Origin of the sequence: Peribacillus sp. YIM B13481, from assembly GCF_042787985.1 — a bacterium.
Taxonomy (GTDB): domain Bacteria; phylum Bacillota; class Bacilli; order Bacillales; family DSM-1321; genus Peribacillus; species Peribacillus simplex_A.
Window position 1 is genome coordinate 133,971 of sequence record NZ_JBHZPE010000002.1, and the last position, 12,337, is coordinate 146,307.

A 12,337-nucleotide genomic window follows, 5' to 3' on the forward strand; every position below is an offset into this window, starting at 1 on the left:
GGTTGTCCAGCCGTTCCGAAAACACGGAGCTTCACTCCGCTGCTCCGTCTAAAGGTGGATGCTTGTTTAAGCTTCTTTTCTATCCTCGGATATTTTTTTCTTCTCTTCTTCGATAAGGACTCTTCTCAATATCTTTCCTATCGTCGTTTTAGGAAGTTCTTCCCTGAATTCATAGCTGCGCGGCACCTTATAGGAAGCCAGGTTCTTTCTTGCAAAATCATTCAGTTCTTCTTCAGTGGCCTTGGCATTTTTTTTCAGTACGACATAGGCTTTGACGGTTTCACCGCGATATGGGTCAGGGATACCAGCCACGACTACCTCCTGTATGGCCTCATGCTCGTATAGAACCTCTTCCACTTCACGTGGATATATATTGAAGCCGCCTGCAATGATTGTATCTTTTTTCCTCTCGACTACATAAAAGAACCCCTGCTCATCCATGTAACCCAGATCGCCCGTTAGCAGCCAGCCATTTTTAAAAGTGCTTTCCGTTTCATCCGGGCGGTTCCAGTAACCTTGCATTACCTGTGGTCCTTTTATGGCAATCTCACCAATTTCATTCGGAGGAAGCTCTTCACCGGTTTCCAGGGATAGAATCACCGAGTCGGTATCTGGCCATGGCAATCCAATGCTTCCTTTTACACGCGGCTGATCCCAGATGAAATTAGCATGGGTCACCGGGGAGGTTTCAGACAGTCCAAAACCTTCAACCAGCTTCCCGCCGGTAATTTTCTCAAACTGCTCTTGGACCTCTAAAGGCAATGGTGCAGAACCGCTTATACAGGCATTGATGGAAGAAAGGTCATATTTAGCGATATCCGGATGGTTCAATAGGCCAATATACATCGTTGGCGCTCCTGGAAACATGGTCGGTTTCTGTTTTTGGATGGTTTTAAGCGTTGCTTCAACGTCAAACTTTGGCATGATGATCATGGTGTTCCCCTCCATGACGGAAAGAACCAAGACTGTCGTCATACCGTACACATGGAAGAATGGCAGAATCGCAAGGACCCTTTCCTCACCGCGCTTATTTTTATAAAGCCAGGCATTGCACATTTTCGTATTTGACAGCAAGTTCTTATGGGTAAGCATGACACCTTTAGGAAAGCCTGTTGTCCCCCCTGTATATTGCAAGAGGGCAAGGTCATTATTCACATCGATAGGCTCGGTGACATCTTCGGGGATCTTTCGTTTCATGATTTCGGAAAATAAATGATGATTGCCCGAATGCTCCACATTGACGACGATGCCGTATTGCTTTTTTTGAATAAAAGGATAGATAAGATTTTTCGGGAAAGGCAAATATTCTTTGATAGCGGTTACAATTATATCTTCTATATCCGTTCTTGAAGCGACGGCAGCGACACGGGGAAATAAAATATCCATCGCTAAAATTATTTTCGCTCCGGAATCTTTCATTTGATACTCTAGTTCACGTTCGGTATAGGTTGGATTCGTTTGAACCACGACTCCGCCGGCCATCAATATTCCAAAAAAGCTTATGACACCCTGAGGGCAATTAGGAAGCATGACGGCAACGCGATCTCCTTTTTGAAGACCGATACTTCTTAAATAGGCTGCGAACTTTAACGCAGATTCATACACTTCTTGGAAAGTTAATTCTTTTCCCTGGAAATGAATCGATACTTTATCAGCGAATTCTTCGGCTGATTCCTTCAAAAAAGAATAAAGAGGTTTATCTTCGTACGACAAAACAGCTGGTATCTGTTCCGGATAAATAGCTTGCCATGGCTTATTGCTCATTTGCCCCCTCCTTCTGAATATTCCCAATACTCTTTATCATTATAATACAACCGGGATTTTCTTACAATTGCTGAAATTCAGAAAAATAAGCATAAAAGCTGTTAATGAGTGGTGGAGCAGTCATTATGACTTGTACCTGCCAAGAGGGAATATTGGATAAAACACTAAAAATGAGAAACAAAAAAAGGAGTGTTTTACTCCTTAGTTTTAATTCTATACCAATATTTATATTTCTCTTCAAATCCCAATTTTCCGTACAAGCAAGAAGCAGGCGCATTTGTTTCTACTACCTGAAGATAGGCATTTTTTGCCCCATTTTCTTTACCCCAATGCAATAGATTACGAATGAGTTTTGCACCATAGCCTTGGTTTCGAAAGTTTTCATGGGTAATGATATTGTACAGGCCTATGTAATCGTCTTCCAAAACACCCATTCCACTTGCTGACACGGTTCCACTCTCATCAGTCAACAACATAAAGCATGTTTTTGGAATGATATTCCTTAACATCTTTTTTAGGGTGGTTTGATCATGATCATTAACATTACTTAGCAGGCAGAAATGGTGAAACCAGTCATCGTGTAAATGTTCATACTTCATGACATTGGTTTCATTCGGTGATCCTGTTTCTACCAAATTCAATACCTGGACACTTGTTGTACCTTCAAGGACATACCCGGACTCTTCCAGTACACTATCCAAGATGATAGGCTTAGCCTGTGGAGTGATTTTGTACACGGCCTTATCATTTCTTGCAAAATACAATTGTTCACAATTCAATATTTTCTTTTTCACATTTTCATTCGATAAATAGATGGGATTGATAGAATTCGCCCGTTTCGTATATCCATCCGCAAATCGGATAACCCAGCCATCATAGATATGCGTTTGCAGGGCTGGTAAAGCGTTCATCGATAGTTCTTCAATCTTTTGCATCAATTTGGAGCGATTCATGTTCTTCCTCCTCTTCCGAAAAGTCTATTTGACCATTATCATTATACACGCCCCCCTTTTTTTTAATAGAATTCAAATAAAAGAAGCGGCACAATGGCCGCTTCAATTGAAGAATATCATATAAATGATTCCTAACAGAAAAAAGATTCCGCAACAAACAATTAAGACTTTTGCAAGCTTCTCCACAGTTTTCTCCCTCTCATGAAGGGCATTAAGAAATTCCGGCGCCGATGACAAAAGATAATGCGATTGAAATGATCATCGATAGGAATCCAACTGCCCGATTATCTTTTTGTATCTCTTCATCTATTTTAAATCGAGGAGTCATAAATTCAAAAATGAAATAACCGATCAACAGAAGGACAAATCCGTATACGCCCCAGCCAATCATGGTAAGAAGCGAATTCTGATGGAGGATGGACTGTTGGAATACATAGGCGATCCCAAATATTTTACCGCCAGTTGCCATCGCGACAGAAAGGTTTCCCTGTTTGATTTCCTCCCAGTTCTTGTACTTTGTGACAAGTTCAAAAATGGCTAAAAAAACAATCATGCACAGAATAACGACACTGTATCGAGCAGCTATATATACATATTCATTTTCCCACATGTTCTCCATGGTCCAACTCCCGAATGGTAACTAGCCACCCGGCTTTTGCAGTAGCCGGAATGGCCACTTTCCTTTATTTAAATTCCACCACCGTAACACCTGTTCCGCCTTCACCGGCTTCACCGAAGCGAATCCTTTTGACGGAGCGGTGATTTTTCAAGTATTCCTGAACACCGGACCGGAGAGCCCCCGTTCCTTTACCATGAATGATGGAGACACTCGAATAACCGGCCAAAAGAGCATCATCAACGTACTTTTCCACTCTTGATATTGCATTTTCAAAGCGTTCGCCACGCAGGTCAAGTTCCACGCTAACGTGATAATCCCGTCCTTTTATCGTGGTAAGCGGTTTTATTTCTTTTACTTTCGTTGCCTTGATGAATTCTAGGTCAGACTCCTTCACCTTCATCTTCATGATACCGATCTGAACCTGCCATTCATTACTTGAGACCTTCTCGATCAAGTGACCTTTTTGACCAAAGCTTACGACCTTCACTTCATCTCCAGGCTTCAAGCTTTTATCCAGCGGCCTCGCCGCTTTATTTGATGTTTTTTTCAATTTTGGCGTCGCGTTTTCAAGCCGTTTTTTTGCATCGATCAGTTCATGCTCTTTAACATCGGCATGCTTTTCCAGACGCAGTTTACGCAAATCGGCAATAATCGCTTCCGCTTCTTTTTGCGCATTTTCAACGATTGCCGCTGCCTCTTTTGCAGCCTTTTCGACCATGGCATCCCGTTCTTCATGATATTCACCAATTTGCTTTTGAAGGTCTTTATGAAGAACTTCAGCCTGTTTCAGGTGATCCGCTGCTTCCCGTTCCTCTTCTTCAGCCTTCTTGCGGCTGTCTTCAAGGGAGGCTATCATATTCTCAACTTTATTCGTATCCTCACCAATATGGCTGCGGGCGCTGCTTATCACGCTTTCTTCCAAACCAAGGCGCTTGGAAATTTCAAATGCATTACTCCGTCCCGGTACACCGATCAAAAGTTTATAGGTAGGACTTAAGGTTTCCACATTAAATTCTACGCTTGCATTAATGACGCCTTCCCGATCATATCCGTACGCTTTTAATTCTGGGTAATGTGTCGTTGCAATCACACGTGCTCCGCGCTTATACACTTCATCCAAAATGGAAATGGCTAAAGCGGCACCTTCCTGAGGGTCGGTTCCCGCACCAAGCTCATCGAATAAAACAAGGCTGTCATAATCGACATTCTTTAGGATATCGACAATATTGACCATATGCGAAGAGAATGTACTTAAGCTTTGTTCAATCGACTGTTCGTCGCCAATATCGGCATAAACAGAGGAAAACACAGCCGTTTCGGAACCATCCAGCGCAGGGATTTGCAGACCGGACTGGGCCATTAAGGTACAGAGGCCAATTGTTTTCAGTGTAACCGTTTTACCTCCTGTATTGGGTCCAGTGATGACGATTGTCGTAAATTCATCACCAAGGAAAATGTCATTGGCCACGACAACATCACTCGGAATGAGCGGATGTTTCGCTTTGAATAATTTCACGCGTCCCTCATTATTCAGAATCGGTTTGGATCCTTTTATCGCTTTTGCATACTTTGCCTTGGCGACAAGGAAATCGATTTGTGCAAGCACTTTGACATTATGAAGCAATTCTGGGGTGAACGCACCGACTTTTTCCGATAATTCGACCAATATCCGTTCTATTTCCTGTGTTTCCTTCACTCGGGTTTCCTGCAGGACATTATTCAGTTGAACGATAGCTTGCGGTTCAATGAACAGCGTCTGCCCAGATGAGGATTGATCATGAATGATCCCTCCATACACACTGCGGTATTCCTGTTTTACCGGGATCACAAAACGGTCATTCCTGATGGTGATGATGGCATCCGATAACATTTTTGATGCGTTGGAAGAACGGATCATGCTTTCTAGTTTTTCCCTGACACGGCTTTCGTTCGTCCGAATCTGGTTTCTTAGGGTACGAAGCTTATCGCTGGCAGAATCCATCACTTCGCCATGTTCACTTACTGCATACGTAATTTCCTGTTGCAAATCAATCAATGGATGAAGGGAATCGATATATTCCGCTAAAAGCGGAACATCAATTTCCTGCTCTGCGAGTTCATCGAAGAAACGGCTGAGGATCCTGCCGGCACGAATCGTACTTGCAAGTTCCATCAATTCTATCGGCGAGAGCATTCCGCCAATCTGTGCCCTTTTTGCATGTGGACGGATATCAAAAATCCCGCCCAACGGCAAGTTACCTTTCAGCCGGACGATCTTGGCTGACTCATCTGTTTCTTCCTGCCATCTCGACACCTCTTCAAAATCAGTGGAAGGCATCAATTGCTGTGCCTTCTCTTTTCCTATGGAAGAGGATGCGTGTGAGATTAATTGTTCTTTTATTTTATGAAATTCCAATGTCTTTAAAGCTTTATTATGCATGGAGTTAAAGCTCCTCCTTATTTATGGGCAAATAGTTAATCATTTCTCTTTAAAAACGCCAATAATCCATCCGTATCCCTTGCATTAAGAACCGTTGATTCTTTAATCCAGCCTTTTTTGGCTGATGAGACCCCAACAGGCATATGTTCAAGCATGTCGATGCTGTGGGCATCCGTATTGATCACGATCGGAACGCCTGCTTCCTGTGCCTTGCGCAGATGGGGAGGCGCCAAATCCAATCGGTTCGGATTCGCATTCAATTCCAATGCGGTATTCGTCTCGCGTGCCAGTTCGATCAGCATCTCTATATCAACATCATATCCGGTGCGTCTGCCGATAATCCTTCCCGTTGGGTGGGCGATGATATCGACATGCGGATTATTCAGAGCCGTTTTTAAGCGCTCCATGATCGTTTCCCTAGGCTGTGAAAAGCTTGAGTGAATCGATGCGATCACCAAATCCAGCTCCGCAAGCAGTTCATCGTCATAATCAAGTGTCCCATCAGGGAGTATATCCATTTCAATCCCTGAAAGAACGGTAAAGTCATCATATTTTTCATTCAGTTCATGGATGATTCGTTTTTGTTCACGTAAACGCTCCACGGTCAAGCCATTCGCCACTTTCAAATATTGCGAATGATCGGTGATGGCCATATAGCGATAACCTTTTGCACGGCATGCTTCAATCATTTCTTCAATCGCATGAGCCCCATCACTCCATGTGGTATGCATGTGCAGGTCACCTTTGATGGCCTCTATAGATATGAGAGATTCCTTAGCATCATATTGCTCCACTTCCGTTCCGTCTTCACGCAGCTCTGGGGGAATGAATGGAAGGCCAAAATGATTATAAAATTGTTCTTCCGTTTCAAACGTCAATACATCACCGGTTTCAACCACCTCCACACCATATTCGCTGATTTTCTCTCCGCGATCTTTAGCCAGCTGGCGCATCCGCACATTGTGATCTTTCGAACCGGTAAAATGATGGAGCGTCGTGATGAATTCCTTATCCTTCACAATTCGGAAATCGACAGAAATATCATATTCATAATCAAGCACGACCGATACTTTTGTATCACCGGCTGCAATCACTTGTTTTATGCCCGTTAAAGCAAGCAGTTGATTCTTGACTTCATCGGGATGATCTGTCGAGATGATGAAATCGAGGTCCTTGATCGTTTCCCTCATACGCCGGATGCTGCCGGCTCTGGATGATCGTATGATGCCTTCCATGTTCGCTAGGGCCGTTTCAATAACATCCGCAATCGGCCTCATGAAGGCAAGGGGCAGCCGTTCAGGCCTTGAACCTGCCTCGGCAATTGCAGACAGGATCTTCTCTTCCGTTTTTTTGCCGAAACCGGCAAGCGCCGCGACCCTGCCCTCTTCACAGGCGATTTTAAGATCATTCACATCATTGACATGCAGCTCTTTATGAAGTTTGGCAATTTTCTTCCCGCCCAAACCCTGAAGCTGCAAGAGCGGAATCAACCCTTTCGGCACCTGCTCCTGCAGCTCTTCAAGTACGGTCGATTTCCCCTCATTTATATACTCTTCGATGACAGATGCCGTTCCTTTCCCGATTCCATTTAAAGCGGTAAAGTCTTCGATAGCAGTAAGGCTCCGATCATCCGTTTCCAAGGCGCCTGCTGCCTTTCGGAAAGCTGAAACCTTGAACGGGTTCTCTCCTTTTAATTCCATATATATTGCGATTTTTTCTAATAATTTAATGATATCTTTTTTATTAATTGTCATTTAATTCACCGCCGAAAAAATTAGTAGGGTGTCCCATGTTTACTTTCTTAAAGATACCTTTCTTGGAGGTAAAGTACAAGCAGGCCGATTCTTAACTTTCGAACCAAATTGGAGGGAGATAACATTCAACTACATAAAAAGGGGCCTCCCCCGTTCAAAGTATAGGAATCTAGGACTTTGAGAAAGGGAGGCAGGCCCTCGTATATTGACATTAAGATTGTTTTAATTCATTAAACCAAAGGTCTTTCACTTGCTCGGACAGGAACGGCGTATGTTTCACGATCGTTTCTGCCAGAAAAGATTCCGTTAATAGTTTCTGGATGGAATCCATTGGCAGCATGGCAGCTATATATAATATAATAAACATGATAAGATAGACTTCGAGAAAACCCAATATCCCTCCACCCCAGCGATTCAGCTGTTTTAAAATCGGAAGATGGGTAATGAAATTGAGCATAGATCCTATCATTTGCCAAAGAATCTTGGCAGCAAAGAAAATGATCGCAAAGGCAATCGCATTGTAATACGCCGTTTCAAGCCCGACTGTATCGAAAAACATATTAAGGGTCGAGGAATCACTCATCGTTGGAAACGGGATCCACAATTTCAAATTGGGAGCAAGATCTCCGTAAAATACATATGCGACGATGAAGGCTACTATAAACCCTGTCATATGAACCATTTGTAAAATGAAGCCACGCTTTAAACCGATTAATAAACCGATTAAAAGAATGGCCAGAATTGCTAAATCAAGCATGTACTCAGTCCTTCTCTCTCTTTAATTCCAGTTGAAGCTGGTCTAGTTCATCTTTTAATTTAATATATTCGTGGATGGTATTCACGGCCGTTAGTACCGCTAGCTTACTTGTATCCAAATATGGATTTTTCATCCTGATCTCTCTCATTTTTTCGTCAACCATCGAAGCGACCAGGCGCATATGACTTGCGCTTTCTGTACCGACGATTGTGTATGGTTGACCGTATATATCAACTGTTGTTTTATTTCGTTTATCGTCTGACAAAATGATGCCCCCAATCTAAACAATCCTAATTCTATCATATCATGAAGTTTTTCGTCACGAAAGATAGTACAGCGTCATTTCTCGCATAAAAACTGCAATAATTTGTCAGATGAAAACGACTCTAGGATGAAAATTACCTGAAAAATAAAATGATGTTAGGAGTTTACCCATTATGTCCCATGTTGTTTTACTTATCAGCCCTGAACAAATAAAGGTGATGAAATCCCATTATTCTTCATCCTTAGCCGCCAAACTGCCGCCAGGGAGCATCTTTTCCGCCAAACCGCCGTTATGTACGGTGACCGCCTATAAATCCGGCAAAGTACTCTTTCAAGGTAAGAATGCCGAAATAGAAGCGGTAAAATGGCAACAAGGTACCACCGCTGCCGCTCCAAAGAAAAAATCGGCATCATCCTCATCAGTCAACGTTCATCGATATTCACCACCTGCAAATATCGGAACCATGTCAGTGATTGGTTCCGATGAAGTAGGAACAGGAGATTATTTCGGCCCGATCACCGTTGTAGCCGTATATGCAAAAAAGGAGCAACTCGCCCTATTGAAGGAACTTGGTGTCCAGGATTCCAAAAACCTGAAAGATCCACAGATTATCGAAATTGCCAAACAGATTAAGGATGTTGTGCCATTCAGTCTGCTCACATGCGACAACCCGAAATATAATACGCTGCAGGCAAAGGGAATGTCACAAGGAAAAATGAAGGCCCTCCTCCATAACCAAGCAATCAAGCATCTCATGCAAAAAATGCACCCGGAACAAGCGGAAGCGGTCCTTATTGATCAATTCGCTCAACCAGATGTATTTTTCAATTACCTAAAAGGCCAAGAACTATTTCAAGCTAATGCCACCTATTTATGCACAAAAGCGGAAGGCATACACCTAGGAGTGGCAGCCGCTTCCATCCTGGCCCGATATGCATTCGTCAAACACTTTGATTTGCTGAGTGAAAAAGCCGGATTCAAAATCCCTAAAGGTGCCGGCTTTGCAGTCGATGAAGCAGCTGCAAGATTGATTCATGAAAAGGGAATCGATTCATTGAACGAATTCACGAAAATCCACTTCGCCAATACAGAAAAAGCGAAGCGATTATATCAACAAAAATACCATAAGTAAGGGAACAGCCGCTTTTTTATTGATGAAAAACACGTTTTACTCGTGAATTCACACGCTTTACTCGTGAGTTCACACGCTTTACTCGTGAATTTACACCATTTACTCGAGTTCACACGCTTTACTCGTGAATTTACACCATTTACTCGTGAGTTCACACACTTTACTCGTGAATTTACACGCTTTACTCGTGAGTTCATAAAAAGACAGCTTCCCAAGATTCAGGGAGCTGTCTTTTTGGTTTTATCCTCTAAGTTCTGCGCCAGCTTTTTCTTTAACGGCTTCAAGCACTTTTTCATGTGCTTTTGTAATATCTTCGTCCGTTAGCGTCCGTTCCGGGTCGAAGTATTTCAGTGAGTAGGCAATGGATTTCTTGCCTTCCTCCATTCTTTCACCTTCGTATAAGTCGAAGATGCTTACTTCTTTCAGCAGTTTGCCACCGGCTTCTTCAATAATATTCTGAATGTCCCCGGCTTTCGTAGCTTGATCCACAACGAGCGCGATATCGCGTGTAGTTGATGGATAGCGCGGAATGGTTTGGTATGCAATCGGCGCGACTTCGGCTTCGGCCAATGCTTTTAAGGAAAGTTCGAAAATGTATGTTTCTTTAATATCCAAGTCTTTTTGGACAGTTGGGTGCACTTGGCCGATAAAGCCAATCACATCACCATTCAACAGTACTTCTGCTGTCCGTCCTGGATGCATGTCGTTAATTTCCGCTTGGCGATAACTGATTTGATCAGCTAATCCCAGTGTATCGAATAATGCTTCGATCACGCCTTTGGCTACAAAGAAATCCACTGGTTTTTTTTCACCTTGCCATAGATGCGACTCCCATAGGCCAGTGATGGCTCCAGCAATATGTTCTTTTTCTTCAGGCAGTTCTTGTTCGTCCTGCTTAAAGAATACCGAACCGATTTCATACAGTGCCAGTGAATCAATTTGGCGGGCATTGTTATATTTCACGACTTCCAGCAATTGAGGTACGATGCTCAAACGCAATTGGCTTCGTTCTTCACTCATCGGCATTGCTAAACGAATGGATTCTCTTGCTTCCAATGCGAATTGGGACGCTTTTTCTTGGCTTGTAAGTGAATAGGTCACCGCTTGATAAAGGCCTGCGCCTTCAAGGGTACGACGTGCTTTCCGCCGTTTAATTTGATAGTCAGTCAATTGGCCTGGAGTAGCAGAACCGATCGGCAGCGTAGCTGGAATGTTATCATATCCGTATAAACGTGCAGCCTCTTCAACTAAATCAGCTTCAATCGTAATATCGCCACGGCGCGTAGGGACAGTGATTGTGAACGTTTCATTGTCAAGTTCCACGCCGAATTGCAGGCGTTTGAAGATCGACTCCACTTCAGTTACGCTCATGCTTGTTCCAAGAAGTGTGTTGATTTTTTCCAGTGTGATGCTAATGACCGCTGGTTCCATTGTCAATTCGTCAACTTCAGCCGTTCCTTGTAAGACTGTTCCGCCAGCATATTGTGCAATCAACTGTGCGGCACGTTCTCCAGCTTCACGAACACGGGCCGGATCGACGCCTTTTTCAAAACGGGCACTTGCTTCACTGCGCAAGCCGTGGTCTTTTGAAGCTTTACGAACTACTGTACCTGCAAAATATGCACTTTCAATAATGATGTTCGTTGTATCATTTTTCACTTCGGAATCCGCTCCGCCCATCACACCAGCAATCGCAACAGGCTCGCTGCCATTTGTGATCACTAAATGGTCAGGCGTCAAAGTCCGTTCCGCTTCATCCAATGTTACGATTTTTTCAGCATCCTTCGCTCTGCGGATGACGATTTCCTTTGAACCAAAGCGGTCATAATCAAAGGCATGTAGCGGTTGACCATATTCAAGTAAAATGTAGTTCGTGATATCGACCACATTATTATGAGGTCGGATACCTGCAGACATTAACCGAGTCTGCATCCAAAGCGGTGAGGGGCCGACCTTAACATCTTTGATGATTTTAGCAATGTATATCGGGTTATCTTCTTTCGCTTCCACTTTGACACTGATATTATCAGATGCTTTTTCAGCTGCCTCTTCTTTCTCGACAACCGGCCATTTCACTTCCCGGCCTAGGATGGCACCCACTTCGTATGCAACACCAAGCATACTCAATGCGTCAGAACGATTTGGAGTCAGCCCAAGTTCCAGCACTTCATCACTTAAACCAAGTTCTTCCAATGCATCTTTCCCTACTTCCACATCATTAGGGAAGACGAAGATACCTGTTGCATAGTCCTTTGACACAAGCTTGGATTCGAAGCCCAATTCTTGAAGCGAGCAAATCATCCCGTGCGATTCTTCTCCGCGAAGTTTCGCTTTTTTGATTTTGAAATTACCTGGAAGGACTGCGCCAACGGTAGCGACTGCGACTTTTTGGCCTTTATCGACATTCGGTGCTCCACAGATGATCTGAACGGGATTTTCGGCACCGATATCAACTTGGCATTTATTCAATTTATCCGCATTTGGATGCTGTTCACGTTCAATGACATGCCCGATGACGACTCCTTTAAGCCCTTCACTCTTCTTTTCTACCCCTTCAACCTCAATGCCGCTTTTCGTGATTTTGTCAGCTAGTTCCGTCGCATTGATGCCTGAAAGGTCAACATAATCTTGTAACCATTTATATGACACAAACATGGTAGGTCCTCCTTTTTAA

9 protein-coding genes are annotated in these 12,337 nt (G+C 43.4%); 1 reads left to right on the plus strand and 8 read right to left on the minus strand.

The features are described 5' to 3' along the window. Positions 1–66: 66 nt before the first annotated feature. The 7 genes from ACFX4X_RS02145 to zapA all read right to left on the minus strand — a co-directional run bounded on the left by ACFX4X_RS02145 (position 67) and on the right by zapA (position 8,531). Positions 67–1,764: a long-chain-fatty-acid--CoA ligase gene (locus ACFX4X_RS02145; protein WP_377381214.1), complete on the minus strand. Its 1,698-nt coding sequence runs from the start codon at positions 1,762–1,764 to the stop codon at positions 67–69. 194 nt (positions 1,765–1,958) lie between these two features. Then, a complete protein-coding gene (locus ACFX4X_RS02150; RefSeq protein WP_284470058.1) occupies positions 1,959–2,717 on the minus strand; it encodes a GNAT family N-acetyltransferase in 759 nt (252 codons plus the stop codon). A gap of 211 nt (positions 2,718–2,928) precedes the next feature. Then, complete coding sequence (locus ACFX4X_RS02155; protein ID WP_061464317.1) at positions 2,929–3,336, minus strand: DUF350 domain-containing protein; 408 nt, start codon at positions 3,334–3,336, stop codon at positions 2,929–2,931. A gap of 64 nt (positions 3,337–3,400) precedes the next feature. Beyond that, positions 3,401–5,755, minus strand: coding sequence for an endonuclease MutS2 (locus ACFX4X_RS02160; protein ID WP_377381218.1), 2,355 nt, complete (start codon positions 5,753–5,755; stop codon positions 3,401–3,403). 35 nt (positions 5,756–5,790) lie between these two features. After that, positions 5,791–7,509 carry a DNA polymerase/3'-5' exonuclease PolX gene (gene polX, locus ACFX4X_RS02165; protein WP_377381220.1) on the minus strand — a complete coding sequence of 573 codons (1,719 nt, stop codon included), beginning with the start codon at positions 7,507–7,509 and terminating at the stop codon, positions 5,791–5,793. Positions 7,510–7,720: 211 nt separating this feature from the next. Beyond that, positions 7,721–8,266, minus strand: coding sequence for a CvpA family protein (locus ACFX4X_RS02170; protein WP_377381222.1), 546 nt, complete (start codon positions 8,264–8,266; stop codon positions 7,721–7,723). A 4-nt stretch (positions 8,267–8,270) separates the two neighbouring features. After that, on the minus strand, positions 8,271–8,531 hold the full coding sequence (gene zapA / locus ACFX4X_RS02175) for a cell division protein ZapA (protein ID WP_048678967.1): 261 nt from the start codon (positions 8,529–8,531) through the stop codon (positions 8,271–8,273). A gap of 172 nt (positions 8,532–8,703) precedes the next feature. Here zapA and rnhC point away from each other — a divergent pair, with 172 nt between their 5' ends. Further along, positions 8,704–9,663 (plus strand): ribonuclease HIII, encoded by a 960-nt coding sequence (rnhC, locus tag ACFX4X_RS02180; RefSeq protein ID WP_377381225.1) that lies wholly within the window; start codon positions 8,704–8,706, stop codon positions 9,661–9,663. A gap of 240 nt (positions 9,664–9,903) precedes the next feature. Here rnhC and pheT read toward each other — a convergent pair whose 3' ends face one another. Beyond that, positions 9,904–12,318: a phenylalanine--tRNA ligase subunit beta gene (gene pheT / locus ACFX4X_RS02185; RefSeq protein WP_061464322.1), complete on the minus strand. Its 2,415-nt coding sequence runs from the start codon at positions 12,316–12,318 to the stop codon at positions 9,904–9,906. Positions 12,319–12,337 lie beyond the last annotated feature (19 nt).

Excerpts from the sequence above, each read along its gene's own strand:
- ACFX4X_RS02155 (WP_061464317.1), bottom strand. The coding sequence starts at position 3,336 with ATGGAGAACATGTGGGAAAATGAATATGTATATATAGCTGCTCGATAC.
- ACFX4X_RS02150 (WP_284470058.1), bottom strand. The coding sequence starts at position 2,717 with ATGAATCGCTCCAAATTGATGCAAAAGATTGAAGAACTATCGATGAAC.
- pheT (WP_061464322.1), bottom strand. The coding sequence starts at position 12,318 with ATGTTTGTGTCATATAAATGGTTACAAGATTATGTTGACCTTTCAGGC.
- polX (WP_377381220.1), bottom strand. The coding sequence starts at position 7,509 with ATGACAATTAATAAAAAAGATATCATTAAATTATTAGAAAAAATCGCA.
- rnhC (WP_377381225.1), top strand. The coding sequence starts at position 8,704 with ATGTCCCATGTTGTTTTACTTATCAGCCCTGAACAAATAAAGGTGATG.
- ACFX4X_RS02145 (WP_377381214.1), bottom strand. The coding sequence starts at position 1,764 with ATGAGCAATAAGCCATGGCAAGCTATTTATCCGGAACAGATACCAGCT.
- ACFX4X_RS02160 (WP_377381218.1), bottom strand. The coding sequence starts at position 5,755 with ATGCATAATAAAGCTTTAAAGACATTGGAATTTCATAAAATAAAAGAA.
- ACFX4X_RS02170 (WP_377381222.1), bottom strand. The coding sequence starts at position 8,266 with ATGCTTGATTTAGCAATTCTGGCCATTCTTTTAATCGGTTTATTAATC.